The organism is Ferrovibrio sp. (assembly GCF_046297895.1).
Lineage (GTDB): Bacteria > Pseudomonadota > Alphaproteobacteria > Ferrovibrionales > Ferrovibrionaceae > Ferrovibrio.
In genome coordinates this window covers 351,537-378,293 of the sequence record NZ_JBKBHC010000005.1, presented here as the reverse complement: position 1 = coordinate 378,293, position 26,757 = coordinate 351,537, and the positions used below count along the sequence as shown (strand labels likewise).

23 protein-coding genes are annotated in these 26,757 nt (G+C 64.3%); 16 read left to right on the top strand and 7 right to left on the bottom strand.

Going from position 1 to position 26,757, the window contains the following annotated elements; translation table 11 throughout:
- Positions 1-97 precede the first annotated feature (97 nt).
- The 8 genes from recO (at position 98) to ACK4FK_RS11000 (ending at position 9,456) form a co-directional block, all read left to right on the top strand.
- Positions 98-856 (top strand): DNA repair protein RecO, encoded by a 759-nt coding sequence (gene recO, locus ACK4FK_RS11035; protein ID WP_409745002.1) that lies wholly within the window; start codon positions 98-100, stop codon positions 854-856.
- 51 nt (positions 857-907) lie between these two features.
- On the top strand, positions 908-3,145 hold the full coding sequence (parC, locus tag ACK4FK_RS11030) for a DNA topoisomerase IV subunit A (protein WP_409745001.1): 2,238 nt from the start codon (positions 908-910) through the stop codon (positions 3,143-3,145).
- Positions 3,146-3,266: 121 nt separating this feature from the next.
- A complete protein-coding gene (locus tag ACK4FK_RS11025; RefSeq protein ID WP_409745000.1) occupies positions 3,267-3,953 on the top strand; it encodes a GcrA family cell cycle regulator in 687 nt (228 codons plus the stop codon).
- A 314-nt stretch (positions 3,954-4,267) separates the two neighbouring features.
- Positions 4,268-5,068: an undecaprenyl-diphosphate phosphatase gene (locus ACK4FK_RS11020; RefSeq protein ID WP_409744999.1), complete on the top strand. Its 801-nt coding sequence runs from the start codon at positions 4,268-4,270 to the stop codon at positions 5,066-5,068.
- Between the two features lie 30 nt (positions 5,069-5,098).
- Positions 5,099-6,721: an AMP-binding protein gene (locus tag ACK4FK_RS11015; RefSeq protein ID WP_409744998.1), complete on the top strand. Its 1,623-nt coding sequence runs from the start codon at positions 5,099-5,101 to the stop codon at positions 6,719-6,721.
- Between the two features lie 81 nt (positions 6,722-6,802).
- Positions 6,803-7,849: a COX15/CtaA family protein gene (locus tag ACK4FK_RS11010; protein ID WP_409744997.1), complete on the top strand. Its 1,047-nt coding sequence runs from the start codon at positions 6,803-6,805 to the stop codon at positions 7,847-7,849.
- Positions 7,846-8,172 (top strand): divalent-cation tolerance protein CutA, encoded by a 327-nt coding sequence (cutA, locus tag ACK4FK_RS11005; RefSeq protein WP_409744996.1) that lies wholly within the window; start codon positions 7,846-7,848, stop codon positions 8,170-8,172. The genes ACK4FK_RS11010 and cutA overlap by 4 nt, the downstream gene beginning before the upstream one ends.
- 75 nt (positions 8,173-8,247) lie before the next feature.
- Positions 8,248-9,456 carry an MFS transporter gene (locus ACK4FK_RS11000; RefSeq protein ID WP_409744995.1) on the top strand — a complete coding sequence of 403 codons (1,209 nt, stop codon included), beginning with the start codon at positions 8,248-8,250 and terminating at the stop codon, positions 9,454-9,456.
- 3 nt (positions 9,457-9,459) lie between these two features.
- On the opposite strand, the gene pobA is transcribed toward ACK4FK_RS11000, so the two are convergent.
- Complete coding sequence (gene pobA / locus ACK4FK_RS10995; RefSeq protein ID WP_409744994.1) at positions 9,460-10,629, bottom strand: 4-hydroxybenzoate 3-monooxygenase; 1,170 nt, start codon at positions 10,627-10,629, stop codon at positions 9,460-9,462.
- Positions 10,630-10,752: 123 nt separating this feature from the next.
- Here pobA and ACK4FK_RS10990 point away from each other — a divergent pair, with 123 nt between their 5' ends.
- Positions 10,753-11,619 carry a helix-turn-helix domain-containing protein gene (locus ACK4FK_RS10990; RefSeq protein WP_409744993.1) on the top strand — a complete coding sequence of 289 codons (867 nt, stop codon included), beginning with the start codon at positions 10,753-10,755 and terminating at the stop codon, positions 11,617-11,619.
- A 3-nt stretch (positions 11,620-11,622) separates the two neighbouring features.
- Here ACK4FK_RS10990 and ACK4FK_RS10985 read toward each other — a convergent pair whose 3' ends face one another.
- From ACK4FK_RS10985 to ACK4FK_RS10975, 3 genes are read right to left on the bottom strand one after another with little or no spacing between them, the layout of a single operon-like run.
- Complete coding sequence (locus ACK4FK_RS10985) at positions 11,623-12,942, bottom strand: O-acetylhomoserine aminocarboxypropyltransferase (protein ID WP_409744992.1); 1,320 nt, start codon at positions 12,940-12,942, stop codon at positions 11,623-11,625.
- 2 nt (positions 12,943-12,944) lie between these two features.
- The gene (locus ACK4FK_RS10980) at positions 12,945-13,448 is read right to left on the bottom strand and encodes a CoA-binding protein (protein ID WP_409744991.1); all 504 of its coding nucleotides are present in this window, start codon (positions 13,446-13,448) and stop codon (positions 12,945-12,947) included.
- Between the two features lies 1 nt (position 13,449).
- Positions 13,450-14,250 (bottom strand): enoyl-CoA hydratase, encoded by an 801-nt coding sequence (locus ACK4FK_RS10975; RefSeq protein WP_409744990.1) that lies wholly within the window; start codon positions 14,248-14,250, stop codon positions 13,450-13,452.
- A 298-nt stretch (positions 14,251-14,548) separates the two neighbouring features.
- Between ACK4FK_RS10975 and galU the strand changes: the two genes are divergently transcribed.
- Both galU and ACK4FK_RS10965 read left to right on the top strand, forming a co-directional pair.
- Positions 14,549-15,427, top strand: a complete 879-nt coding sequence (galU, locus tag ACK4FK_RS10970; RefSeq protein ID WP_409744989.1) for a UTP--glucose-1-phosphate uridylyltransferase GalU — start codon at positions 14,549-14,551, stop codon at positions 15,425-15,427.
- A 25-nt stretch (positions 15,428-15,452) separates the two neighbouring features.
- Positions 15,453-16,769 carry a UDP-glucose dehydrogenase family protein gene (locus ACK4FK_RS10965; protein WP_409744988.1) on the top strand — a complete coding sequence of 439 codons (1,317 nt, stop codon included), beginning with the start codon at positions 15,453-15,455 and terminating at the stop codon, positions 16,767-16,769.
- Here ACK4FK_RS10965 and ACK4FK_RS10960 read toward each other — a convergent pair.
- The 3 genes from ACK4FK_RS10960 to ACK4FK_RS10950 all read right to left on the bottom strand — a co-directional run bounded on the left by ACK4FK_RS10960 (position 16,736) and on the right by ACK4FK_RS10950 (position 20,405).
- Positions 16,736-17,989, bottom strand: coding sequence for an MFS transporter (locus tag ACK4FK_RS10960; RefSeq protein ID WP_409744987.1), 1,254 nt, complete (start codon positions 17,987-17,989; stop codon positions 16,736-16,738). The two genes, ACK4FK_RS10965 and ACK4FK_RS10960, sit on opposite strands and share 34 nt — an antisense overlap.
- A 34-nt stretch (positions 17,990-18,023) precedes the next feature.
- Positions 18,024-19,076 (bottom strand): adenylate/guanylate cyclase domain-containing protein, encoded by a 1,053-nt coding sequence (locus tag ACK4FK_RS10955; RefSeq protein WP_409744986.1) that lies wholly within the window; start codon positions 19,074-19,076, stop codon positions 18,024-18,026.
- A 141-nt stretch (positions 19,077-19,217) separates the two neighbouring features.
- A complete protein-coding gene (locus ACK4FK_RS10950; RefSeq protein WP_409744985.1) occupies positions 19,218-20,405 on the bottom strand; it encodes a serine hydrolase in 1,188 nt (395 codons plus the stop codon).
- Positions 20,406-20,662: 257 nt separating this feature from the next.
- On the opposite strand from ACK4FK_RS10950, the gene ACK4FK_RS10945 reads away from it, so the two are divergent.
- The 5 genes from ACK4FK_RS10945 to ACK4FK_RS10925 all read left to right on the top strand — a co-directional run bounded on the left by ACK4FK_RS10945 (position 20,663) and on the right by ACK4FK_RS10925 (position 26,716).
- Positions 20,663-21,343, top strand: a complete 681-nt coding sequence (locus tag ACK4FK_RS10945; protein WP_409744984.1) for a hypothetical protein — start codon at positions 20,663-20,665, stop codon at positions 21,341-21,343.
- A 192-nt stretch (positions 21,344-21,535) separates the two neighbouring features.
- Positions 21,536-22,057 (top strand): phasin family protein, encoded by a 522-nt coding sequence (locus ACK4FK_RS10940; protein WP_409744983.1) that lies wholly within the window; start codon positions 21,536-21,538, stop codon positions 22,055-22,057.
- A gap of 170 nt (positions 22,058-22,227) precedes the next feature.
- Positions 22,228-22,557 (top strand): ATP-dependent Clp protease adapter ClpS, encoded by a 330-nt coding sequence (gene clpS, locus ACK4FK_RS10935; protein WP_300299458.1) that lies wholly within the window; start codon positions 22,228-22,230, stop codon positions 22,555-22,557.
- A 15-nt stretch (positions 22,558-22,572) separates the two neighbouring features.
- Positions 22,573-24,924 (top strand): ATP-dependent Clp protease ATP-binding subunit ClpA, encoded by a 2,352-nt coding sequence (gene clpA / locus ACK4FK_RS10930; protein WP_409744982.1) that lies wholly within the window; start codon positions 22,573-22,575, stop codon positions 24,922-24,924.
- A gap of 181 nt (positions 24,925-25,105) precedes the next feature.
- Complete coding sequence (locus ACK4FK_RS10925) at positions 25,106-26,716, top strand: ABC transporter substrate-binding protein (protein WP_409744981.1); 1,611 nt, start codon at positions 25,106-25,108, stop codon at positions 26,714-26,716.
- The last annotated feature ends 41 nt before the right edge of the window (positions 26,717-26,757 follow it).

Sequence of the window (26,757 nt, the reverse complement as noted above, 5' to 3'; positions counted from 1 at the left end):
CTAATAAGCAGTCGGTTCTTGCCAATTCGAGACGGGCGGGCCCGCAAGGCCCGCCCTTTTGCTTGCCGGATACCGAGAATCACCATAAGCCGTAAGCATGGACTGGCAGGATGAAGGCGTTGTCCTCAGCGTGCGGCATCACGGCGAGAATGCCCGCATTCTCTCGCTGCTGACCGAATCCCATGGCCGTCATGCCGGGCTGCTGCGCGGCTCGGGCCAGAGCAAGTCCGGCGGCGCGATCCAGCCGGGGCAGGTCGTGCGGGCGGAGTGGCGCGCGCGGCTGTCCGAGCAGCTTGGCTACTACACCCTGGAAGCCCTGCAGCATCCCGCCGCACTGATGCTGGACGATCCGGCACGGCTGGCGGCTTTAAGCTGCGCCTGCGCCATGGTCGATGCCGCTCTGCCCGAGCGCGAGCCGCACCCGAATCTGTTCGCCGCCACCCGGGCGCTGTTCTCGCTGATGGCCGATCTGCCCGAACCCGAATCCTGGGGCGCGCTCTATGTGCGCTGGGAGATCGGCCTGCTGGCCGAGATGGGCTATGGCCTCGATCTGGACAGCTGCGCCGCCACTGGCGCGCCCGACAACCTCACCCATGTTTCGCCGCGCACCGGCCGCGCCGTCTCGGCCGAGGCCGCCGCGCCCTATGCCGACCGCCTGCTGGCTCTGCCAGCCTTCCTGGTGCCGGGTCGCAGCGGAAGAACAGCGGAGGGAGCAGGGGTACACGATTCGCGGCAGGACGTGCTGGATGGTTTTGCGCTCACCGGCCATTTCCTGGAAAACCGCCTGTTCGCCCAGTTGCATGCGCCGCTGCCGCTGGCCCGTGCCCGGGTTTTGGACATTCTTCTGCGCGCCTGAACCCGCGCCCGAGAATGGAAGCTTTGCCCCGTCTGGTGTAAAACACACGCCATGAGCAAGCATCTGCCGCCCAAAGACATCCCCGAATCGATTCGCAACGTGCCGCTGCCCGATGCGCTGTCCGAGCGTTATCTGGCCTATGCGCTCAGCACCATCACCTCGCGCTCGTTGCCCGATGCGCGCGACGGTCTCAAGCCGGTGCAGCGCCGCGTGCTGTTCGCGATGCGGCTGCTCAAGCTGGATCCCAATGCCGGCTACAAGAAATGCGCCCGCGTCGTCGGTGACGTAATCGGTAAATACCATCCGCATGGCGACCAGTCGGTCTACGACGCGCTGGTGCGCCTGGCGCAGGATTTTGCCCAGCGTTATCCGCTGGTCGATGGACAGGGCAATTTCGGCAATATCGACGGCGATAACGCCGCCGCGATGCGATACACCGAGGCGCGCCTCACCGAGGTCGCCAATATTCTGCTGGCCAATCTCGATGACGAGACGGTCGATTTCCGCCCCAATTACGACGGCGAAAATGACGAGCCGGTGGTGCTGCCCGCCGGCCTGCCCAACCTGCTGGCCAATGGCGCTAGCGGCATCGCCGTGGGCATGGCCACCTCGATCCCACCGCATAACCTGCCCGAGCTGTGCGATGCGCTGCTGCATCTGATCAAGCATCCCAATGCCGGCATCGAGAAGCTGGTGGAATTCGTGCAGGGCCCGGATTTCCCCACCGGCGGACTGCTGGTCGAGCCGCTGTCCTCGCGCATCGAGGCGTATAAAACCGGCCGCGGCAGCTTCCGCCATCGCGCCCGGTGGCAGAAGGAAGAGCTGCCGCGCGGCACCTGGCAGATCGTCGTCACCGAGATTCCCTATCAGGTGCAGAAATCCAAGCTGATCGAGCGCATCGCCGAGCTGATCACTGAGCGCAAGGCACCGCTGCTGGATGACGTGCGCGATGAATCGGCCGAGGACATCCGGCTTGTCCTGATCCCGAAGAGCAAGAATGTCGATCCCGACGTGCTGATGGAAAGCCTGTTCCGCAGCACCGATCTGGAAACGCGCTTCCCGCTGAACCTGAACGTGTTGGATGGCGGCAAGCTGCCGCGGGTGATGAACCTGCGCGAGGCGTTGCAGGCCTATCTCAATCACCGCCACGAGGTGCTGGAGCGCAAGAGCCGCTATCGTCAGGGCAAGATCGAGCATCGCCTGGAGGTGCTCGACGGTTACCTGATCGCCTATCTCAACCTCGACGAGCTGATCGAGATCATCCGGCGCGAAGACGAGCCCAAGCTGGTGATGATGAAGCGGTTCAAGCTCACCGACGTGCAGGCCGAAGCAATACTCAACATGCGCCTGCGGTCGTTGCGCAAGCTGGAAGAGATGGAGCTGCGCAACGAGCACAAGACGCTGTCGAAGGAACTGGCCGAGCTGAAGAAACTGCTGGCCGATGAATCTCTGCGCTGGCAGGCCATCGCCGGCGAGATCCAGGAGCTCAAGAAGCAGTTCGGCCCCAAGACCGCCCTGGGCAAGCGTCGCACGGCTATCGGCGACGCGCCGGTGATCTCGGAGGAGGTTTTCGAGGTTCTGGTCGAGCGCGAGCCGATCACCGTGATCTGCTCGGCCAAGGGCTGGATCCGCGCCATCAAGGGCCATGTCGCCGACGATGGCAGCGCCGCCTACAAGGAAGGCGACAAGGGCCGCTTCTGGCTGCATGCCGAAACCACCGACAAGTTGGTGCTGTTTGGCACCAATGGCCGCGCCTATACGATCAATTGCGACAAGCTGCCGCGCGGCCGCGGCCATGGCGAGCCGGTGCGGCTCACCGTCGATCTGGGCAACGACCAGGACATCGTGGCGCTGTTCAAATACCAGGGCGACCGCAGGTTCCTGGTGGCGAGCAGCGACGGGCGCGGCTTCATCTGCCCCGAAGCCGAAATGCTGGCCGCCACCCGCACGGGCAAGCAGATCCTGAACGTGCAGTCTCCGGCCGAGGCCTGCGTGTGCAGCATCGTTGAAGGCGACACCGTGGCCGTGGTGGGCGAGAACCGCAAGCTGCTGCTGTTCCCGCTCAACGAACTGCCCGAGATGACCAAGGGCCGCGGTATCACGCTGCAGAAATACAAGGATGGCGGCCTGTCGGATGCCAAAACCTTCACGCTCAAGCAGGGCCTGAGCTGGACGGATTCCTCGGGCCGGACCAAGACCGAGACCGACTTGAAGGAATATCGCGGCGACCGCGCCCAGGCCGGCCGCATCGTGCCGCGTGGCTTTAACAAGAATAACCGCTTCAGCTAGCCGGCCATTTTGATCAGAGACAAGAATAGACAACAAAAACAACAACTAAAACGAGTCTTGAATCAATGGGTGCATCCCTATAAGAGCATTGGTCAGGGTAGGCTCGTCTCAAAAGTAGCGCATGGTCGGTGCATACGGGGATGGCGACCAGAACGCCATCCGGGGGGAATATGGGCCGACAGAAGCTGGCGGCCTGGTCTACGCGCTGGTCGATCCGCGCGACCACTGCATTTTCTATATCGGGCTCACCCGTGATCTGGAGGCGCGCAAGCGCATGCATTTCGCCGGCGGTCATTCCGTGTCGGGTGAAAAGATCAAGGTGATCCGGCGCAACGGCCTGGTGCCGCTGGTGGTCGTGCTGGAGGCCGATATCGCCGAGACGAGATTGCGGTCGGCGGAAGCCTTCTGGATCGAGATCTTCCGCCAGCGCGGCGCGCCGCTGCTCAATGTGCCGAGCGACAGCGCGGAGCGCCGCCGCTTGTGGACCTCCGCACGCAGCGAGGGCTTCGGGGCGCCGAAGCTGACTACCACCATCCTCCGGGTCGAACCGGCCGACGAATTCGAGAATACCGCCGACAGCGAGGAGCGGCGGCGTCACCGCGTGCAACAGCTTGGCCAGCCGCCCAATACCGGCAAGCCCTGGACCGATCACGAAGAGAAGGCCTTGCGCAGCCTGCTGCAACGCGGCCTGCGCGCGGCCGAGATCGCCCGCCGCATCGGCCGTTCACGCGATGCCGTGGCTTCGCGCATGGGGCGGCTCGGGCTGGTTGAGCTGCGGGACAGACGCTTGCCGTCAGCCTCGCCCTAGCCGAGCACGCCGAACAGATACAAAAGAATGATGACGGGGATGGGTATCCCCAGCAGCCAGAGCAGAATGGCTCGCATGTTGCCTCCTGGGCCTGTGTCCTTGCCTAGTCGGAACGGTCGGCAAGACATTTTGTTTCCCCGGGCCGGCTGGGGCTTCCCGCGCTGGCGCTGCCGGGGTTTCATAGCGGCTGCATCCTGCTGAGTCGGGGTGTTTGTACCAACTATGTTCTTATTGTTCGCGAAGCAGGATCGCCCAGTGGCCCTCACAGCTTTTTATTCAGCGCGGCAAACCCGTTCGGGTCAGGGACTGGCCAGATGCTGATCGATTACCTGCAGGCTGCCTTCCTCGGCATTGTCGAGGGGCTGACCGAATTCATCCCGGTTTCCTCCACCGGGCATCTGATCCTGCTGGTCGATCTGCTCGGTTTCGAGGGACCGCCCGGCAAGGTGTTTGAGATCGCCATCCAGCTTGGCGCCATCCTGGCCGTTTGTGTCGTTTACTGGCAGCGACTGTTCGATACACTGATTGGCCTGGGGCGGGATGACACCGCCAACCGCTTTACCGTGAACGTGTTGCTCGGCGTGGTGCCGGCGCTGGTGATCGGCGCGGCGGCGCACGGCTTCATCAAAAGCGTCCTGTTCAATCCCTGGGTCGTTTCGGTGGCGCTGGTCACCGGCGGCATCGCCATCCTGCTGATCGAGCGGTTCACTGGGAAGGGCGAGGTGCGCAGCGTCGACGATTTCTCGTTCCGCCTCAGCCTCAGGATAGGCCTGCTGCAATGCCTGGCCATGATCCCGGGCGTATCGCGCTCGGGCGCCACCATCATGGGCGCACGGCTGCTGGGTGTGCAGCGCGCTGCGGCGGCCGAATATTCCTTCTTCCTCGCCGTGCCGACCATGGTGGCGGCTACAAGTTATGATTTGTACAAGAACTGGTCGGGCCTCACGCTGGATGGCCTTGGGCTGATTGCGGTCGGCCTCGTCGTGTCGTTCATCTGCGCAGCCCTGGTGGTGCGCGGTGTGATCGCCTTCATCAACCGCTACGGCTTCGTGCCGTTCGCCATTTATCGTATCGCCATCGGCCTGGTGATGTTGGCCGTGCTGGGCCTGCGTTGACAATGAAAAAAGACCCGGAGGAAACCGTCCATGCCAGAGGCGCTGCCGCCATCGGTTTATGAAGCCTTCGTCGCCACGGCGCGGAAGCATCCGGAAAACAGCTTCCTCTGCGTGCCGTCGCGTCCGGGGCGCGATTATGCGCCGGACGGGCAGGAGTTGGGCTACGGCGTGGTAGCGCGGATTGTCGATGACCTGCGCAGCCGTTATGCCGCCGCCGGCTATGGCATCGGCCATCGCGTCGGCCTGCTGCTGGAAATGCGGCCGGACTTCTTCTTCCATTACCTGGCGCTGAACGCGCTTGGCTGCGGCATCGTTCCGGTCAATCCCGATTACCGGCACGACGAGATGCTTTACCAGATGCAGCATTCCGAGGCCGATCTGGTGGTGGCCGCGCCGCATCGCGTTGCAGACATGCTGAAAGTGGCGGCCGACCGCAGCGAAAAGCCGCTGCCCGTCCTGGATGCCGGCAACCTGCCGGCCGTGTTTCCGGCGCCGCAGGTGCCGGCGCGCGCCGGCACGCCCGGTCATGATACCGAATGCAACCTGCTCTACACTTCGGGCACCACCGGCCGGCCCAAGGGCTGCGTGCTTACCAATTTCTATGCCCTGAACGCTGGCGCCTGGTATCGCGATATCGGCGGCCTGCTGACGGTGAGACATGGCGAGGATCGTTTCTATAATCCGCTGCCGCTCTTCCACATGAATCACGGCGCCGTGACGGCCACCTGCGCCATGCTGACGGCCAATTGCCTGATCCTCACCGAACGCTTCAGCCCGAATCGCTGGTGGCAGGAAGTGGCCGAGACGCGCGCCACCATCATCCATTATCTGGGCGTGGTGCCGCCGCTGCTGCTGAACCAGCCGGTGACGGAAGACGAGAAGCGCCACCACGTGCGCTTCGGCCTTGGCGCTGGCGTCGAACCGCAACTGCACAGGACCTTCGAGCAGCGTTTCGGTTTCCCTCTGGTCGAGGTGTGGGGCATGACCGAGACCGGCCGCATCTTTGCCGACTGCCACGAGCCGCGCCAGATCGACACACGCGCCTTCGGCCGGCCGCTGCCGGGCTTCGAGGCGATGGTGGCGGGCGATGACGGCCGCGAGGTGCCGCGCGGGCAGGAAGGCGAGTTGCTGGTGCGCCATTCGGCGGCCGATCCGCGCCGGGGATTCTTCTCGGGCTATCTGAAGAACGAGAAGGCCACCGAGGAATCCTGGGCCGGCGGCTGGTTCCATACCGGCGACGTGGTGCGGCAGGCCGAGGACGGCATGATCTATTTCGTCGACCGCAAGAAAAACATCATCCGCCGTTCGGGCGAGAATATCGCCGCCGCCGAGATCGAGGCCTGCCTGCAGGCTCATGAAGCCGTGGCGCAGGTGGCGGTGCTGGCCGCGCCCGACGAACTCCGCGAGGAAGAAGTGATGGCCTGCATCCTGCCCATGCCGGGACAGGCGGCGACGCCGGAACTGGCCGAGGCCCTGTTCGCCTGGAGCTTCGAGCGGCTGGCCTATTTCAAGGCGCCGGGCTGGCTGCTGTTTGTCGACAGCCTGCCCACCACCGGCACCCAGAAGGTGCAGAAGACGCAGATTTTCAGGCCTGGCGAAGACCCGCGCCAGCGGCCGGGGATTTACGATTTCCGGGCGCGGAAAAAGCGGTGAAAATGTCGCAGCCGCCGGGCTTGACCCGGGGCGGTGTGCGGTCTTTTTTCTGCCCCGGAGCGTAATGTGCAGGGTATGGCGATGACCAGTATGACGGCAGTACAGGCGGTAAGCGAAACGCGGCGGCAGGACGCCGAAGCCGTGGCGCGCTGGCTTTTTGCTGTGGCAGGGCTGGTGGCGCTGATGGTGGTGATCGGCGGTCTCACGCGATTGACCGAGTCCGGCCTCTCGATGGTGGAATGGAAGCCGATCACGGGCTGGCTGCCGCCGCTGTCGGAAGCGGCCTGGATGGCAGAATTCGAGAAATACAAGCAGTTTCCCGAATACCAGAAGGTCAATATCGGCATGACCCTGGCTGGCTTCAAGGAAATCTACTGGCTGGAATACATCCATCGCGTGCTGGGCCGCCTGATCGGGCTGGCTTTCGCGCTGCCGCTGGCCTGGTTCTGGCTGCGCAACCGCATTCCGCCGGGCATGAAGCCGCATCTGCTGCTGATGTTCCTTCTCGGCGGCAGCCAGGGCGCACTCGGCTGGTTCATGGTGAAAAGCGGCCTGGTCGACCAGCCCGATGTCAGCCACTACCGCCTCACCGCCCATCTCGGCCTGGCCTTCCTGATCTTCGGCTACCTGCTGTGGGGCGCCCTGTCCATGCTGCGCCATGGCCGCATGGTGGGGCTGCGCGGCAGCGGCATCGCCGGCTGGCTCGGCGCACTGGTATTCCTGCAGATCCTTTCGGGCGGCCTGGTTGCCGGCATGAATGCCGGACTGTCGCATAACACCTGGCCGCTGATGGATGGGGCTTTCATTCCCGATGGCCTGCTGATCATGCAGCCCTGGTGGTATAACATCTTCGAGAATGCGATGACGGTGCAGTTCCAGCACCGCATGGGTGCCTATGCGGTGGCCGTCCTGGCCGTTGCTACCGCTTTTGCGCTGAAAGGACAGGCGCCCACTGGCCTGCGCCACGCTCTGCTCACCGTCGTGCTGCTGCAAATCATTCTGGGCATCGCCACTCTGCTGATGCATGTGCCGATTGCGCTTGGCACGCTGCACCAGGCCGGCGCCGTGCTCGTGCTGGGCGTCGTCGTGGTCCTGTGGCACGACCGCGCCCTGGCGGCGCAGCGATGAGCGATATCGTTCTGCTCTATTGCACGGCGGCCAGCACGGCCGAGGCCGAGAAGGTGGCCGGGGCCGTGGTTGGCCAGCGCCTGGCCGCCTGCGCCAACATCATCCCCGGCATGCGCTCGTTCTACTGGTGGCAGGGAAAACTGGAACGGGGCGAGGAGGCGGTGCTGATCCTGAAAACCCGCCCCGACCTGGTCGAGGCCGCCACCGCGGCGATCAAGGCGGCGCATGGCTACAGCGTGCCCTGCGTGCTGCCCCTCAGCGTAGGCGAGGGCGGCAACGCGGATTACGTGGCCTGGCTGCTGGGCGAGACCCGGCGGGATTGAGTGTTGCGATACAATTTTGGGGTTGCCTGACGGTTGGCTGGAGCTAGTCTGTCGGGGCCTCCCGGAGTATCCAGAATGCAACGCCACGCCGGCTTTCTGACGCTGTCCTTTTCCAGCCTCGCCCACACCTATTCGCACCTGTTCACATTGCTCTATGCCACCGTGGTGCTGGTGCTGGAGCGCGAATGGGGCCTGTCCTATGCCGAGCTGTTCGCGCTTTCCATCCCGATGAGCGTGCTGTTCGGCGCCGCCGCGCTTCCCGCGGGCTGGCTGGGCGACAAATGGAGCGCCTCGGGCATGATGGCGCTGTTCTTCCTCGGCGTCGGCGGCTGCTCGATCCTCACGGGCTTTGCCGATTCACCTTTCGGCATCGTGCTCGGCCTGTCGGGCATCGGGCTGTTTGCGGCCATCTATCACCCGGTCGGCATCCCCTGGCTTGTGCGCAATGCGGTCAATCGCGGCCGGGCGCTCGGCGTCAACGGCCTGTTCGGTTCGGTCGGCACGGCCGGCGCGGCTCTGGTCGCCGGTCTGCTGGCCGATCTGTGGGGCTGGCGCGCCGCCTTCATCGTCCCCGGCGCCGTATGCCTGGTTACCGGCCTGGCCTTCGTCTGGGCGCGGCAGATGAACCTGTTGCTGGATCGCGGCGAGGATGCCGTGCCGACGCCCGTGCCGGTGAAGGGCGACATATGGCGCGTCTTCTGGGTGATGTCCGCCACCATGCTCTGCACCGGGCTGATCTTCCAGGCCACGGCCTTTGCCCTGCCCAAGGTGTTCGACAGCCGTCTGTCGGCCGTGTTCAACGACAGCATGCTGGGCATCGGCGGCATGGTCACCATCGTCTATACCTGCTCGGCGCTGTCGCAGCTTGTCGGCGGCGAACTGGCCGACCGCTATTCCCTGCGCGGCGTCTATATCGTGGTGCAGTGGCTGCAGATCCCGGTCATCCTCACGGCCATGCTGCTGATCCATCCGGCCCTGGTGCCGGTGGCGGCCCTGATGGTCAGCCTGAACGTGGCCGGCCAGCCGGCGGAGAATTCCCTGCTGGCGAAATACACCCCGCCACAATGGCGCGGCCGGGCCTTCGGCGGCAAGTTTGTGCTCACCCTTGGCGTCTCGTCGCTGGGCGTGGCGGTGATTCCGGTGATCTATCAGTTCACCGGCACGCTGGACATCCTGTTCATCCTGCTGGCGGCCTGCGCGGCCGGGGCGGGGCTGTTCGCCCTGCTGCTGCCGCGCGAGGCCAAGGATGCCGGGGCTGAACCGGTGCCGGCCCCGGCCGAATAAGGCTTAGTAGGGCAGGCCGACGTAATTCTCGGCCAGAGCCGTCATCGCCGCCTGCGACGAAACCAGGTATTCCAGCTCGCTGCGCTGGATCTTCTGGTCGAAGCCGCTGCTCTCGGGAAAGCGGTGCAGCTGCGAGGTCATCCACCACGAGAAACGCTCGGCTTTCCACACGCGGCTGAGGGCGCGGGCGGAATAGGCGTTGATGCCGGCCGGCGACTGGCGCTTGTAATACTCCACCAGCGCCTGCCACAGGTAATACACGTCGCTGGCGGCCAGATTCAGGCCCTTCGCGCCGGTCGGCGGCACGATATGGGCAGCGTCGCCGGCCAGGAACAGGCGGCCATGGCGCATCGGCTCGGCCACGAAGCTGCGCAGCGGTGCGATGCTCTTCTCGATGGAGGGGCCGGGCTGCAGGCGCTTGATCGCCTCATCATCCAGCCGGCGCTTGAGCTCCTCGTAGAAGGCCTCGTCCGACCAGTCCTCCACCTTGTCGTCCAGTCGGCACTGGATATAGAGGCGGCTGCGCGTCGGCGAGCGCATCGAGCAGAGCGCAAAGCCGCGCTCGTGGTTGGCATAGATCAGCTCGTCTGACACCGGCGGCTTGTCGACCAGGATGCCGAGCCAGCCGAAGGGATAGACCCGCTCGAAGGTCTTCAGTACCTCGGCCGGGATGCTCTTGCGGCTCACCCCGTGGAAACCGTCGCAGCCGGCGATGAAGTCGCATTCGATCTCGTGCGTCTGGCCATCCTTGCTGTAGCGCACTTTCGGCCTGTCGGTGCCGATATCGTGCAGGCTTACATCCTCCGCCTCGTAGATGGTCTGCGCGCCGATGGCGGCGCGACCGTCCATCAGGTCGCGGGTGATCTCGGTCTGGCCATAGACGATCACGCTCTTGCCGATCAGGTTTTTGAAGTTGATGCGGTGGCGCGCGCCGCCGAAGGAAATCTCGATGCCATCGTGGATCAGGCCTTCGCGATGCATGCGGGCGCCGCAGCCGGCCTCGTCCAGCAGGTCGGCGGCGCCTTTTTCGATCACGCCGGCACGGATGCGGCCCAGCACATACTCGCCGGTCTGGCGTTCCAGGATCACGTTGTCGATGCCGTGTTTGGCAAGCAACTGGCCGAGCAGCAGGCCCGAGGGGCCGGCGCCGATGATGGCGACCTGGGTGCGCATGGTGGTTTCCTCCTGAACCGTGTCGGGGGCAGAAGCTAGCGCCGGCCCGGCTGTGCGGCGATGGACAGGGGCAACAAAACCTAGGACAATCCAAACATCGGAAACAGCAGTCCCAGGAGCCCCGTGTCCGCTGTCCCCACCTACGCCCTCTACGGCGAGGCCGATCATACCGCATATGCGAACTGGCTGCATTGCGAATCGATTCCCGCCCGCTCGGCCCTGTTTGACTGGGAGATCGGGCTGCACCGGCACCAGCATTTCTTTCAAATTCTGAACATGACCCAGGGGCAGGGCGAGGCCCGGCTGGGTGGCCGGGCCGTGCCTCTGCAAGCCGGCATGGCCGTGACCGTTTCGCCCGGTATCGTGCATGGCTTCCGTTTCTCGCCCGATACCGAAGGGCATGTGATCACCCTGCTGGGCGAGCAGGTGAACCGCATTCTGGGTCCGGGATCGGGATTGCAGGCCTTGCTGGCCGAACCGCAGGCGATAACGCTGGGCGATGCGGCGCCCGAGATCGAGCGCAGCGTGGCGGCGGTGGCGCGGGAATTCCCCGGCAGCGCGCCCGGGCGTTTTGGCCTGATCGAGGCGCATGTCGGTATCCTGCTGATCACGCTGGGTCGGCTGGCGGCGCAGACGGCGCAGGCCGCCGAAGCGGCGCCGAACCGCACGGCCCGCTATGCGATGCAGTTTCGCATCCTGCTGGACCAGGCATACCGAACCGAGCGCAGCGTGGCCTTCTATGCCGGCCGCCTGGGCATATCAGAGGTGCATCTCAACCGCGTCTGCCGTGCGGCGCTGAACACATCGGCCCTGGGTGCAATCAACCAGCGCATCGTGCTGGAAGCCACCCGCGACCTCACCTTCACCGTGCTGTCGGTAAAGGAGATCGCCTATTCCCTGGGTTTCGACGATCCGGCCTACTTCACGCGCTTTTTCACCAGGCAGACCGGCCTGACGCCGACTCAGTTCCGCAAGTGCAACGCCGCCTGAGGGTCAGGCCGCATTGAGAGCCCTGTCCAGATCCTTGATCAGATCGGCCACATCCTCGATGCCGATGGACAGGCGGATCACATCGTCGCCCGAGCCGGCGGCAGCGCGCTGCTCGCTGGTCAGTTGGCGGTGTGTGGTGGAGGCCGGATGGATCACCAGGCTGCGCGTATCGCCCACATTCGCCAGATGCGAGAATATCTGTACGGTGTCGACGAACTTGAGCCCGGCCTCGTAGCCGCCTTTCAGGCCGAAGGTGAACGTCGATCCGGCGCCATTCGGCAGGTATTTCCTCGCCAGCGCATGATACCTGTCGCCTTTCAGGCCGGCATAGGAAACCCAAGCCACCTTCGGGTGTTTTGCCAGGAATTCGGCAATGGCCAGCGCATTGTCGCAGTGCTTGCGCATGCGCAGGGACAAGGTCTCCATGCCCGTCAGGATCATGAAAGCGTTGAATGGCGATATGGCCGGCCCCAGATCGCGCAGCGAAATCACGCGGCAGGCGACCGCAAAGGCCATGTCGCCGAAGGTTTCCCAGAAGGTGAGGCCATGATAGGCCGGCGAGGGCTGGGCCAGATGCGGAAACTTGTCGTTCTGGCCCCAGTCGAACTTGCCGGAATCGACGATCACACCACCCATCGAGTTGCCATGGCCGCCAAGAAACTTGGTGGCGGAATGCAGCACGATATCGGCGCCATGCTCGATCGGCCGGCACAAATAAGGCGAGGCCATGGTGTTGTCGATGATCAGCGGGATGCCGGCCGCGTGTGCGATATCGGCCAGTGCCGCGATGTCGCAGACAACGCCGCCGGGATTGGACAGGCTTTCGGCATAGATCGCCCTGGTCCTGGGCGTGATGGCGGCGGCAAAACCATCGATGTCGTCGGGATCGACGAAGGTGGTATGCCAGTCGAAACGCTTGAAGCTGACGCCGAGCTGGGTGATCGAGCCGCCATAGAGCTTGCTGGAGGCGACGATATGGTCGCCCGGATTCATCAGCATGTGAAAGGTGACGAGCTGGGATGCGTGGCCCGAGGCCACCGCGGTTGCCGCCCGGGCATTCTCCAGCGCCGCGACCTTCTGCTCCAGTACCGCCGTGGTCGGATTGGTCAGGCGAGTGTAGATGTTTCCGAAACTTTGCAGATTGAACAGCGACGCGGCCTGGTCGGCATCATCGAAGACGAAGGCCGTGGTCTGGTAGATCGGCGTGCTGCGCGCACCAGTGACCGGATCCGGCGCGGTACCGGCATGCACCTGCAGGGTATCGAACCCGAATGGCGAGGCGTTGTCTGCCGTACGCGCGGCAGTCTTTTTCTCTGAAGCCACGGTCAGATCCTGTTCTGCTTCCTGGAATTGATGACGCGGGTGTTGACGCCCATCCAGCCGATCTCCCGGCTGAGGCGGCCGAATTCGATCTTGGGGCAGCGGTTCATAACCACCTGCAGTCCTGCCGCCTCGGCCTTGGCGGCGGCCTCGTCATGGCGCACGCCGAGCTGCATCCACAGCACCTTAGCGCCGATCCTGATGGCCTCGTCGGCAATCGGCGGGATGGCGGCCGAGGCGCGAAAGCAATCCACCATGTCCACCTTCACCGGAATGTCGGCCAGGCTGGCATAGACCTTCTCGCCCAGGATCTCGCCGCCGGCTTCCTTTGGGTTCACCGGGATGACGCGGTAGCCCTTGTGCTGAAGGTATTTCATGGCGAAGTAGGAGGGGCGATTCCAGTTCGGGCTGGCACCCACCATGGCGATCACGTTCACGCGGCGCAGGATGCCGCGGATATAATCGTCGTCATAGTTGTCGTGGTCGATCTTGTCCAATGTCGCGCTCACGTCAGCGCCCTTCCCATTTCGGTTCGCGTTTCTGGATGAAGGCATCAATGCCTTCCTCGGCATCGTGGGCCAGCATGTTTTCCGTCATCACCCGGCTGGCATAATCGTAAGCCTGGGCCAGAGTCATATCGAGCTGGCGGTAGAAAGCCTGTTTGCCGATCTTGACGGTCAGCGGCGATTTCGCGGCGATCTGGCGGGCAAGGCCCAGCGCAGCATCGGCCAGACCGGCTTCCGGCACCACGCGGTTGACCAGGCCGATCTCGGCGGCGCGGCTGGCCGGCAGCATGTCGCCGGTCAGGAGCATTTCCATGGCATGTTTGCGCGAGACATTGCGCGACAGCGCCACCATCGGCGTCGAGCAGAACAGGCCGATATTCACGCCCGGCGTGGCGAAGCGCGCGGTGTCGGCCGCCACCGCCAGGTCACAGCTTGCGACAAGCTGGCAGCCGGCGGCGGTGGCGATGCCATGTACCTGGGCGATCACCGGCTGGGGCAGGGCGATGATGGACTGCATCAGCATCGAGCATTGCCGGAACAGGGCTTCGTAATGCTGCCGGCCCGGATTGGCGCGCACTTCCTTCAGGTCATGCCCGGCGCAGAAGCCCGGGCCGTTGGCGGCGACGATCACCGCCTTGATGGCGAGGTCGGCCTTGATCAGGTCCAGCTCGGCCTGCAATGCCGCCATCATCCCGACCGAAAGGCTGTTATAGGCCTTGGGCCGGTTCAGGGTCAGTCGGGCGATCCCTGCTTCAGGCTGGTCGCGCAGGACGGGCGTGGCGGTCAGGTCTGGCGCGGCGGACATTGGGGCTTTTCCTCGGGTGCGTCTTCGGGGCTTTCCTTCCGGCCGGGCATGATACGGCGGCGAGCCGGGCAGGGGAAGCAGGCCGGACCGCCCGCAAATCGGCCGCGAATGGCCGTATTTCTGCCCCATTACAACAGGATAAAGCCGATATGACTTGTTCGGCCGCCCCCATTGCACCGCCCATTGGGCCGGCGTAAAACCCGGCTGTGTCCCGGGAGGGAATCGTCCGGAAGACCAGAGCCGGGACATCAGGCCGAATCATCCGCCCGCAGCAACAACCAAGAAAGTCGCGCCATCCATGATCCGTCCGATCCGTACTGCCGTGTTCCCCGTCGGCGGCCTCGGCACCCGTTTTCTGCCGGCCACCAAGGCGATGCCCAAAGAGATGCTGCCGGTGGTGGACAAGCCGCTGATCCAGTACGCGGTCGAGGAAGCCCAGGCGGCGGGGATCGAGGAATTCATTTTCGTTACCGGCCGCGGCAAGCAGGCCATCGAAGATCATTTCGACCGGTCGTATGAACTGGAAGACGTGCTGCGCGAGCGCGACAAGACTGATCTGCTGGAGGCCATCAACAGCTGGATGCCCAAGGCCGGTGCGGTATCCTATACGCGCCAGATGGAACCGCAGGGACTGGGCCATGCCGTGCGCTGCGCCAAGTCGCTGGTCGGCAACGAACCCTTTGCCGTTCTGCTGGCCGACGACCTGATCCTCTCCCCGCGCGGCTGCCTGGCCGAGATGGTCGAGGCCTACAACAAGGTGGGCGGCAACATGATTGCCGCCATGGACGTGCCGCAGGAACACACCAAGCGCTACGGCATCATTCAGCCCGGCAAGGATGCCGACAGGATGGTTGAAGTGAAGGGTCTGGTCGAGAAGCCCAGCCCGGACAAGGCGCCGTCGCGCACGGCCGTTATCGGCCGTTATATCCTGCAGCCCAGCGTTTTCGATCACCTCGACAAGGTGCAGCGCGGTGCCGGCGGCGAAATCCAGCTCACCGATGCTTTGGCCCGCATGATCGGCGAGGTGCCGTTCCACGGCCTGCGTTTCTCGGGTACGCGCTACGATTGCGGCGACAAGATCGGCTTCCTGCATGCCAACATTGCATTCGCCCTGCATCGGCAGGACATGCGCAAGGATGCGGCCGACATCATTCGCGACATCAGCAAGACGCTCTGACAAGCCAGGGCTGGGGGATTAAACGATGCGTGTAGCCATGATCGGCACCGGCTATGTCGGCCTGGTATCGGGAACCTGCTTCTCCGAATTCGGCCACACGGTCGTCTGCGTCGATAAGAATCCCGACCGCATCGGCAGCCTTCTGCGCGGCGAAATCCCGATTTTTGAACCAGGGCTTGAGGATCTGGTCGCCCGCAATGTGAAGGCCGGCCGGCTGTCATTCACCCAGGACGTCAAGGCCGCGGTCAAGGCGGCCGATGCCGTTTTCATCGCCGTCGGCACGCCGTCGCGCCGCGGCGATGGCGAGGCCGATCTGTCCTACGTCTATGCCGCCGCCAAGGAGATCGCCGAGGCCATCGAGGGCTATACCCTGGTGGTGACCAAGTCCACGGTGCCGGTCGGCACCGGCCGGCAGGTCGAGCGCATCATCCGCGAAACCAGGCCGGATGCCGAATTCGAGGTGGCGTCCAATCCGGAATTCCTGCGCGAAGGCGCGGCGATCGAGGATTTCATGCGTCCGGATCGCGTGGTCTGCGGCGCCGAGAGCGAGCGGGCGCGCGAATTGCTGCGCCAGCTCTACCGGCCGCTCTACCTGAATGAAACGCCGATCCTGTTCACCGCACTGGAAACGGCAGAGCTGATCAAGTATGCCGCCAACGCCTTCCTGGCCACCAAGATCACTTTCATCAACGAAATCGCCGATCTGTGCGAGAAGGTGAATGTGAACGTGCAGGACGTGGCGCGCGGCATTGGCCTGGATGGCCGCATCGGCGGCAAGTTCTTGCATGCCGGTCCGGGCTATGGCGGCTCCTGCTTTCCGAAGGATACCCAGGCGCTGGTGGCGACCGGCCGCAAGTTCGATGCGCCGCTTCGCATCGTCGAGACCGTGGTCGAGATCAATGATCGCCGCAAGCGTCGCATGGCCGACAAGGTGATCGAGGCCTGCGGCGGCAGCGTGCAGGGCAAAACCGTTGCCGTGCTGGGGCTGACCTTCAAGCCCGAGACCGACGACATGCGCGACAGTCCCAGCCTGGAGATCCTGCCGGCCCTGCAGGCCAAGGGCGCCACGATCCGCGCCTTCGATCCCGAGGGCATGAACGAGGCGAAGAAGCTGCTGCAGAACGTGGTCTGGTGTTCGGATTCCTACGACGCGGCCAGCGGAGCCGACGCCCTGGTGATCATCACCGAGTGGAACCAGTTCCGTGCGCTCGACCTTGGCCGGATGAAGACGCTGCTGAAGCAGCCGGTACTGGTCGATCTGCGCAACATCTACAAGCCGGCGGAAATGCGCCAGGCCGGGTTCAGCTACTATTCGGTCGGCCGACCGGCCTTCAAGCCCTGAGCCGCGCGCTCGCCGCGCAGGAACCAGCCTAGCGTCAGCAGCAGCAGCGCCAGCGCCAGCCCAAAGGTCCAGCGATAGGCCTCGGCCGGATAGCTGCCGTCCGCGCCGCGCGGCCACAGGTCGATCAGCCAGCCCATCCCCGCCTGCGCGAAGAAGGTAAAACCGAACACCACGCCGTTGAGCAGGGTGTTCACGCGTCCGGCCTGCTCCAGTGCGAATTGCCCGCTCAGGATCGGATAGGCCAGCACGGTGGTGTTGCTGATGATGCCGAAGGCGATCCACAGCAGGGGATTGGTCGGCGTCCAGCCGCTGGCCATCACGGCCAGCACCACGGCATAGAGCACGACGCCCCACACCATCGTGCGGCTGAGCGGAATGCCACGTTTCTGCAGGCGGTCGGCGGCTATGCCGGTCAGCGTGAAGCCGGCGGTCAGCGCGGCGGCCAGCAGGAACAGCACCTGTGCGGCGGCGGCACGGTCGAGCCCACCCACATCGCGCAGATAGGGGCCGGCCCACAGGCCCTGGATCGCCATGCCGCTGGCCATGCCCATCATCGAGACCGGCGCGATGCGCCAGAAGCGGCGGTCGGTCAGGAACTGGCCGCATTCCCGCAGCTGCGTGCCCAGGCCGACGATCTGCGTCGCCGCGCGCGGGCGTTCGGGCACGACGAAGAAGATGGTGAGCGAAGCCAGGATCGTCAGCCCCGCCAGCCCCCAGAACAGCATGGTCCAATGGGCATGCTCCAGCGCCAGCTCCACCGGCAGGGTGGCAGCCAGGGCGCCGAGGCCGCCGGCGGTCATGAACACGCCATTGGCCAGGGCCCAGCGTTCCTTGGGCAGCCATAGCGCGATCGCCTTCATCGCCGACATCAGGCCGCCGGCCACGCCCAGACCGATCAGGGCGCGGCCGATGATCAGGTGGCCGAGATTGGCGCCGATGGCGAACACCACGGCGCCGAGCGCCGCCGAAAGCAGCAGCAGGGCCTGCACGCGGCGCGGACCGAAGCGGTCGAGCAGGATGCCCAAGGGAAGCTGGAAGGCGGCGAAGGCGACGAAATAGGCCGCCGTCAGCGTGCCAAGGTCGCCGGCGCCGATGCCCAGGTCGCGCTGCAGGTTCGGCGCGATCACGGCGTTCACGCTGCGGAACAGGTAGGACATGAAATAGCCGCAGGCAAAGGGCAGCAGCACACGGCCGGCGATAAACGCCATGCTGGAAGTCATGGGGGCGGACATTTCCTCGAACTCTTTTGTATCGTTACGAGACGGCGTACAGGGTTATAGCAGCGCTTTTGCCGGGGAGCGAGAATTCGCCGAGCGGCCGGGCCGCCGTCCCGGCCGGCAGCGCCGCCGCCAGCGCCTCGGCCGAGGCGATGGTGGCATGGTCCGGCATGGTCTTGGCGAGTTGTTCGATCCGCGCCGTGGTGTTGATGGTGTCGCCCAGCAGCACGATCTCGCGTTTCACTTCCCCCATTTCGCCGGTCACCACCTCGCCGGCATGCAGCACGGCGCGGAATTCCGGGGCCATGCCGAAATCGCGCAGGTAATCGTCGCGCAGGGATGCCAGCCGGGCATGGGCCTCGGCCACCGCGGCGAAGGCGCCCGCCGGATTGCGGCCGCCGCCCAGCGGCCAGGTCACGATCATCGAGTCGCCGACATATTTGTGGATCACGCCCTGCCAGGCCAGTACCGGCTCGGTCAGGTCGGAGAAAAAGCGGTTGAGCAGGCGGTGGAAGGCCAGGTCGCCGATGCGTTCGGCGATCGCCGTCGACCCCCGCATGTCGAAGAACACGAACAGGCGCCTTTCCCGGCGCGGATGGTGGTAGCGGCCCAGCAGCATGTCGCGCAGCACGCCCGGCCCGAGCAGCAGGGACATTTCCATCATGAAGGAAAACAGCGTGCTGAAGATCAGCGCGAAGGTGACGGTAATGATCGTGGTGCGGTTGAAGCCGGTGCCGGGATCGCCTTCGATGCGGAAGAGATGCCCGCCCAGCCAGATGCTGCCCAGGATCGCCGCGCTGTAATAGGCGCCCTTGATCAGGACCAGCCAGAGGAAGGGCAGGCTGCGCAGCCGGGCGCGGCCGGTATTGACCAGGAAGATATCGAACCAGCCGATCAGGCCGCCGATCATCAGGCCGGTGAAGATGCCGCGCAGCGTGCCGCGGACGATGTCCTCCAGCAGTTCATGGGGCTCGCCATGGGCCAGGATATAGGTGAGGACGCCGCCGTAGATCGCGCCGGCCAGGGCCGAGACCACCAGCACGTAGGTCAGGGTCTTCCGGTAGCGGCGCTGGAGGTTGGGCGAGGTCATGGGGAACTTGGAGCGGGAGGGGCCGCCATCATAGGAAGGCTGTTCCCGCCTGGAAAGCGCAGCCTGCGCACCGGTCCCGAAATGAAACCGCCGCGGTGATGGTCGTCACCGCGGCAGCAGACCGGGACCCGTCGGGCGGGCTCAGGCGTCGGGCGAAACGACGGAGCAGGTCAGCTTCTCGCGCTTGAAGCGCTGGCAGGCCGATTGGGCATCGGTCTGGCTCAGGCCGGTGAGGCGGGCGCGGTAGAGCGTGATCTTGCCGGCATCGACCGCATCGACCAGCGGCTCGGCCGAAGGCAGCTTGTCGCGCACCCGGTCGAGCAGCTTCTCGGCCGAGGCGGCCTGCTTGAAGGCGCCGAGCTGCACGGCCCATTCGCCGCCGCCGGCCGCTGCCTTGGCCGGACGGGGCTTCGTGGCCTTGGGCGTCGCGGCCTCGGCGCTGGAGATCAGGGCGAAGTTCCGGTCGGGCTGCTTTTCAACCATCACCGGCGCGTCGCGGTCGTCGATCTTCTCGAAGGCAGTGTCGAGCAGTTCGATCATACGGTTGTCGCGGGCGGTGACGCTGGTGCCGCCGAACACGACGCCGATCACGCGGCGGCCGTCGCGCTTGGCCGAGGCAACGAGGTTGAAGCCCGAGGCCCGGATATAGCCGGTCTTGATGCCGTCCACGCCCTCATAGCGTTTCAGCAGGTGGTTGTGGTTGTTGAACACCCGGTCGTTCCATTCGAATTCGGGCGTGGAGAAGTAGGTGTAGTAGGCCTTGTGGTTCTTCAGCAGGGCGAGGGCCAGGGTGGCCATGTCGCGCGCGGTCGATTTCTGGCCGGGATTGGGCAGGCCCGAGGCGTTGCGGAAAGTGGTGCTGGTCATGCCGAGCTGGTGGGCGCGGCGGGTCATCATGGTCGCAAACTGCGTCTCGCTGCCGCCGATCGCCTCGCCCAGGGCCACGGTCGCGTCATTGGCCGACTTGGTCACGGCGGCCAGGATGGCGTCGCGGACGGTGAGGGTCTGGCCCGGACGCAGGCCGATGGCCGAGGGAGCCTGGCCAGCGGCATGGGCGCTGACTGGAATGCGCTGGTCCAGCTTCAGGCGGCCGTCCTTCAGGGCGTCGAAAGCCATGTAGAGGGTCATCATCTTGGTCAGCGAGGCCGGGTAGCGCAGGGTATCGGCCTCATGCGCGTGAAGGACGCGGCCGGTATCGGCATCCAGCACGATGGCAGAATAGCCGCCGGCGTGGGCCGGGTTCGGCAGCAGGGCGGCAAGGGCCAGAATGAAACAGATTGTTACAACGGCGGGCAGAGTCCGACGCGAAAACCGACAAAAACCGTACATTATTCCCCCGCATCGTCCGCGCCTGACAGGCAGGCTGTTTCGGATGTGTGTCCAGGCTGGGTGGGTTTCCCCGCCGCGAATCGGATGTAGGATATTAACCATGCCACCCCTTGTCCAGCGGATTGTTTCGTAAGAACTTGAATCTGCTGGATTCATCCCCAGATTCAGCCGCGACTGGCGAGATAGCTTGAAAGACTAGGATCATGCCGCTTAAGAAATCGTTCTCAACGTTTTCCGCTCTGACGGGAGCCGTTCTGTTGCTGGCCGGGTGCGCGGCCGTCGGTCCCACGGACGACCCGTTCCTGCGCAGCCTGACCTGGCAGCGCTACGTGGGCGGCGACGATATCGCCCGCGCCTGCCAGCCCGGGCAGCCGGAGCGCTGGCGGCTGGTCTACAATGCCGTGGAGGACGAACAGCGCCGGACCTATGACCTGACGGCCCTGGCCGAGGGCGGGGCGATGCTTGAGGTGCAGGCGATCGGCCGGCCCAATCTCAACGACCCGAAGACCCCGATCTCGCTCCGCGATCCCCTGGCGCCCTGGCGTGGCCAGCGCGCCATGTATCGCCTGGATGCGGCGGAATATGCCCGTCTCAAGCAGGCGATCGCGGCGGCCGGCTTCGAGGCGCCGGCGCCCGAAGGCCTGTTCCTGCGCGGCGACAGCTTCTACTGGACGGCGAGTGCCTGCCGCAATGGCGGCTTCCATTTCCATGCCTGGTCCTGGCCCTCGGCGGAATTTGATCGCATGGCCGTGCCGCTGCTGGAGGCCCTGCAGCCCTTCGACAAGACCGGGGTGGAGGCGCGGCAGCCTTATCCCGTGGCCCTGCCGCCCTACAGCAGCTATCTCAATGCGCCGGATACCGGCAGCGGGCGACAGATTCCGCATCGCTTCCAGGTGCAAGGGAATGGGCTGCGGTACACCCAGGGAACCATCAATTAGCTGATTTTTATAAGTAATTGCCCGAATACTGCTGCGGCGCACAAGAAATTTGTGCGCCGCACAATTTTTAGGTTGACGTCGGGGCGGTCAGCCCCTATTTTTAGGCTTGTTGCAGCGCAGCATTTAACTCTCGCAGCCGCCCCGCAAAGCGGGTCCGGCCCGTTACCAACCGGACAAGCAAGGACGTTTCCCATGGCTACCAAGAGCAAGACCACCAAGACCGAAACCGAAGCCCTCGCCGGCAATCCCTACGAGGCCGTGATTTTCGCCTCCAAGGAGCAGATCGAGAAGGCCCTGAAGGCCTCGACCGATGCGGTTGAGAAGGCGTTTTCGATGAGCAAGGAGCGTTTCGACGTCGTTGCCAAGAGCGTCGATGATGCCGCCAAGCTGGGCAAGGACCAGGTCGAAGCCCTGGTTTCGGCCGGCAACGTTGCCGCCAAGGGCATCGAGAGCATCAACGCCGAGGTCATGGCCTTCACCAAGAGCCAGATCGAGGACCAGATCTCCGCCACCAAGGCGATGATGGGTGCCAAGACCCTGCAGGAACTGATCGAACTGCAGAACGATTTCGCCAAGAGCGCCTTCGAGGCCTACACCGCTCACACCACCAAGCTGAGCGAAGTGGCCACCAAGGTCGCCCAGGAGACCTTCGCCCCGATCAACGCGCAGGTTCAGGCCACCGTCGAGAAGATTGTTAAGCCGCTGGCCGCTTGAACAGGCGGGCCCGCAGCCCAAGTTTCCTCCCCAGAGTACATTGCGTCTGGAGCCCGGTGGTCACACCGGGCTCTTTTTTTGTCCCAAGGGTGCTGGTATTTTTAACACTTGAAGCCATATCATCGTTCCGTGCACCGCATTTCTGGTGCCGCTAAGCTTGGATTTGAGGCATGAGCGAACGGGATGGACGTGACGGGCGCGGGCGCACCGAGGTCGGCGTGGTCACCAAGACCCGGCCGAAGACGCAGAAGCCGCCCATGTACAAGGTGCTGCTGCTGAACGACGACTACACCCCGATGGAATTCGTCGTTCATGTGCTTGAGCGCTTTTTCAACAAGGCCCGCGAGGAAGCCACGCGGATCATGCTGCATGTTCACCAGAAGGGCGTGGGCATCTGCGGCGTGTTCACCTACGAGGTGGCCGAGACCAAGGTAACCCAGGTGATCGATTTCGCGCGTCAGCATCAGCACCCGCTGCAATGCACCATGGAACGCGACTGAGGGAGGCAACGGCGCATGGCATCATTCTCCCGCACGCTTGAGCAGACTCTGCACCGGGCCCTGTCGCTGGCCGGCGCCAAGAAGCATGAATTCGCCACGCTGGAGCATCTGCTGTTCGCCCTGACCGAAGATCAGGATGCGATTGCCGTGCTGCGGGCGTGCAATGTCGATGTCGAGAAGCTGCGCCAGCGCCTTGGCAATTTCATCGACGAAGAACTGCGCGGGCTGGTGGCCAGCGTGGCGCAGGATGCCAAGCCCACGCTCAGCTTCCAGCGCGCCGTGCAGCGCGCGCTGTTCCACGTGCAGTCGTCGGGCCGCGAGGAGGTCACCGGCGCGAACGTGCTGGTAGCGATTTTCTCCGAGCGCGAAAGCCATGCCGTGCATTTCCTGCAGGAGCAGGACATGACGCGCCTGGACGCGGTCAGCTATATCAGCCATGGCGTCGCCAAGGCTCCGACCCGCAACGAGCGGCGTCCGGTGCGCGGTGCCGACAGCGATGTCGAACAGCGGGCGGAGCGCGCCGAGCGTACCGAGCGCAATACGTCGAAGGACAAGGAGGCGCTCAGCGCCTATTGCGTCAACCTCAACGAGAAGGCCAAGGCCGGCAAGATCGACGCGCTGATCGGCCGCGAGGCGGAGATCGAGCGCACGATCCAGATCCTGTGCCGCCGCACCAAGAACAACCCGCTCTATGTCGGCGATCCGGGTGTTGGCAAGACGGCCATCGCCGAGGGGCTCGCCCGCCGCATCGTGCGCGGCGAGGTGCCGGAAATTCTGAAGGATGCCACCATCTACGCGCTGGACATGGGTAGTCTGCTGGCCGGGACCCGCTATCGCGGCGATTTCGAGGAGCGCCTCAAACAGGTGATGCAGGAGCTGGAGGCCCAGCCCGGCTCGATCCTCTTCATCGACGAAATGCATACGGTGATCGGCGCCGGCGCCACCTCGGGCGGAGCGATGGATGCCTCCAACCTGCTCAAGCCCGCACTGGCTTCCGGCGCGCTGCGCTGCATCGGTTCGACCACCTACAAGGAATTCCGGTCCTATATCGAGAAGGACCGTGCGTTGCTGCGCCGGTTCCAGAAGATCGACGTCAACGAACCGTCGCTGCCCGATGCCGTGAAGATCCTGAAGGGGATCAAGACCTATTACGAACAGCATCACGGCGTGCGCTACACCGAGGATGCGATCAAGGCGGCCGTCGAGCTCTCGGCCAAGTACATCAACGACCGCAAGCTGCCCGACAAGGCCATCGACGTGATCGACGAAGTCGGCGCGGCCGAGCTGATGAAGCCGGAAAGCAAGCGCCGCAAGACCATCGGCGTGAAAGAGGTCGAGGCCATCGTTGCCAAGATCGCCCGCATCCCGCCCAAGTCGGTCTCGCGCGAGGACAAGGAAAGCCTGCGCAACCTGGATGCCGAGCTGAAAAGGGTGGTCTACGGCCAGGACGAGGCCATCGATGCGTTGGCCAGCGCGATCAAGCTGGCGCGTGCCGGCCTGCGCGAGCCCGAGAAGCCCATCGGCAATTACCTGTTCTCCGGCCCCACCGGCGTCGGCAAGACCGAAGTGGCGCGGCAGCTCGCCCAGATCATGGGCGTGGAACTGATCCGCTTCGACATGTCGGAATACATGGAACGCCACAGCGTCTCGCGCCTGATCGGCGCGCCGCCCGGCTATGTCGGTTTCGACCAGGGTGGCCTGCTGACCGATGCCGTCGACCAGCATCCCCATTGCGTTCTGCTGCTCGACGAAATCGAAAAGGCCCATGGCGACCTGTTCAACATTCTGCTTCAGGTCATGGATCACGGAAAGTTGACCGACAACAACGGCAAGCATGTCGATTTCCGCAACGTGGTCCTGATCATGACCACGAATGCCGGCGCATCCGAGATGTCGAAGCAGGCCATCGGCTTCGGCCGCGGCATGAAGGAAGGCGAGGACGAGGAAGCGATCAAGAAGCTGTTCACGCCGGAATTCCGCAACCGGCTCGATGCCGTGATCGCCTTTGCGCCGCTCTCCACCGATGTGATCAACCGCGTGGTCGACAAGTTCGTGGCGCAGCTGGAAGGCCAGTTGGCCGACCGCAACGTCACCATCGCATTGACCGACGAAGCGCGCGCCTGGCTGGCCGAACGCGGCTATGACAAGCTTTATGGCGCGCGACCGCTGGGCCGCGTGATCCAGGAAAACATCAAGAAGCCTCTGGCCGACGAACTGCTGTTCGGCCAGCTCGTGAAGGGCGGTCATGTCCTGGTCAAGGTGGCCGACGACAAGCTGGCCTTCGAATTCACCGGGGAAAAGGGCGGCGGCGACAAGGGCGGTTCGGCCGGCGGCGGCGCCGGGAAGGTACCCGAGTACGTGCACTGAGGGTTGCCGGACCCGGGCTCTGCCCGGGTCAGCCTGCTCCGGGTTGCCTAACTCTGGGTAAACCTGCCGCGGACCGCGAGTCCGTAGACATCATATCTCCGTAAAATTACAGTCGCGCCCAGGACGCGCGGAATCCTGCGATTCCGCGCGGTCGCTATATAGAAAAACAAGGAGGCAATGTATGGCCGTTATCCGATTGAAGGCCGCCCTGCTGGCCGGCGCCTTTGCGCTGGCTGCGCCGCTGGCGATGCCGCTGATGGGTGGAGAAGCATTCGCACAGGGCAAGACCCTGCGCTGGGCGAGTCAGGGCGATTACCTGACCATGGACCCGCACAGCCAGAACGAGGGCCTGACCCGTACCGGCAGCTTCCAGACCTATGAAGGCCTGGTGGGCTACAGCGCCGACCTGAAATTCGTGCCCGCGCTGGCCACCTCGTGGAAGCCGGTCAACGACACCACCTGGGAATTCAAGCTGCGTCAGGGCGTGAAGTTCCATGATGGCAGCGATTTCACCGCCGATGACGTGGTCTTCTCGGTGAAGCGCGCCCAGCATCCGAATTCGGATTTCAAGACCTACATCGCCAGCGTCAAGGACGTGAAGAAGATCGACGCGCAGACCGTGCATGTCGAGACCAACGGTCCGAACCCGATCCTGCCGAACCAGATCGCCAACATCTTCATCATGTCCAAGGCCTGGGCTGAGAAGAACAACGTGGTCAATCCGCAATCCTACAAGGACAAGGAAGAGACCTTCGCGGTGCGCAACACCAATGGCACCGGCCCGTTCATGCTCAAGCTGCGCGAACAGGATGTGCGCACGGTGATGGCCCGGAATCCGAACTGGTGGGGCCTTAAGGACAATCCGCACAACATCGACGAGATCGTCTATACCCCGGTCACCACGCCGGCCACCCGCGTCGCCGCGCTGATCTCGGGCCAGCTCGATTTCGTGCTCGACGTGCCGGTGCAGGACGTGGAGCGCGTCAAGCGCTCGCCGGGCCTGCAGGTGAAGAAGACCAACGAGATCCGTTCGATCTTCCTCGGCCTGGATGTCGGTAGCCCCGAGCTGAAATACTCCGACGTGAAGGGCAAGAACCCGCTGGCCGACAAGCGTGTGCGCCAGGCCATGTATCACGCCATCGACATGAACGCGATCGCGCAGAAGGTGATGCGCGGCGATGCCGTGATCGCCGGCATGATCACTTCGCCCGGCGTGCATGGCTACGACAAGGCCATCGACAAGCGCCTGCCGTATGACGTGAACAAGGCCAAGGCCCTGCTGAAGGATGCCGGCTATGCCAACGGCTTCGGCATCCGCCTCGACTGCTCGAACGACCGCTACGTGAACGACGAGGGCATCTGCCAGGCAGTGGTCGGCATGCTGGCCCAGGTCGGCATCAAGGTCGAACTGGTGGCGCAGTCCAAGACACTGCATTTCCCCAAGCTGCAGAAGAAGGATACCAGCTTCTTCATGCTCGGCTGGGGCGTGCCGACCTTCGACTCGCATTACGTGTTCTCGTATCTGGTGCAGACTCCGGACGGCAAGAACGGCGCCTGGAACTTCACCAACTACTCGAACCCGAAGCTGGACGGCATGATCAACGCCATGCTGAACGAGCTCGACCAGGGCAAGCGTGACAAGCTGATCGCCGATGCCTGGCAGATCGTGAATGACGAGATCATCTACCTGCCGCTGCACCATCAGGTGCTGAACTGGGCGATGAGTGACAAGCTCGACATGCCGATCATCGCGGACAACGTGCCGCGCTTCCACTTCGCCAAGATGAAGTAATCGGCCCTGCCGCCCCCGGTTCTGCCGGGGGCGGCAGCCTC